We start from the raw sequence: 902 nt of genomic DNA on the forward strand, positions 1-902 counted from the left end.
GAGGCTTATTCAAAAGTCCTCCCAGCCGCATAAAACACCAGACCCCGCACCACCGAAAACACCTGCCGATACAAACTCAACGGCCGCCTAAACCCCGAATAAAGAACCCGCCAGGTCTTCACTTGAGCGATAACCCGCTCCACCACAGCCCGCAATCTATTGATAATGCGATTATTATCCTTGACACCCTGAGGCACTTTCACACCAGGCTTACGCCTGGTCGGGGTTGCTAGCCCCAGGCCTTTATAGCCCTTATCGGCCAGAGTCGAGGAATCCAGTAGCTGATTTAGCCCGTGAGCTCTGAAAGTATGAGCATCATGCCTTGCCCCGGGTAGCGGGTCAGTGATGACTAGGAGCCTGCCATCGAGGGTGCAGATGACTTGGTGGTTGAAACCGGTTCGTTTATGTTTGCCCGAAAAATTTGTTTTTCCTAGTGAACGCCAGTTCCAGGTGGGTACAAGAGTTCCATCGACAACCAAAGAACCTGGTACATCCAGGCTCATTTTCAAAGGCTGTTCTAGAGGTTTGAAGACCTTTGCAAGCGCTTTTTCGATAGTGTTGATGGTCCGTGAGATGGTAGGTTGCGAGACGGTGAAGATTTCAGCAAGTAGCTCTTCGGTGAGATTGTGTCGGTGGTAGAGCAGAGTGGTTTTGAGTGCCTGAGCTGGAGTGAGGGCTGGTGGTCTTCCTCCTGGTTTACCCCAGATGAGTTGGTTGGTCAGGGCTGTCAGTAGAGCGGCAAATTGCGTGGCGGTAAGGCCGGTTGTACGCTGGTGGTGCAACGGTTCTTCCTGGTGCGGTTTGAGAATATTTGTGGTTATTTATCCTCAAGGTTGCCGCTATGGTGGGGCCGTTGTCTAGTTGGTGGGTGTGGGGTGTGTGCCTACTTTTGAATAAGCCTC

General features: G+C 52.0%; 1 protein-coding gene. It reads right to left on the reverse strand.

The window, feature by feature from the left end; translation table 11 throughout:
• Nucleotides 1-5: 5 nt before the first annotated feature.
• Nucleotides 6-782 carry a transposase family protein gene (locus tag VVR27_RS11560; RefSeq protein WP_368548487.1) on the reverse strand — a complete coding sequence of 259 codons (777 nt, stop codon included), beginning with the start codon at nt 780-782 and terminating at the stop codon, nt 6-8.
• Nucleotides 783-902: the final 120 nt, after the last annotated feature.

The organism is Rothia sp. LK2492, from assembly GCF_040946345.1.
GTDB lineage: Bacteria > Actinomycetota > Actinomycetes > Actinomycetales > Micrococcaceae > Rothia > Rothia endophytica.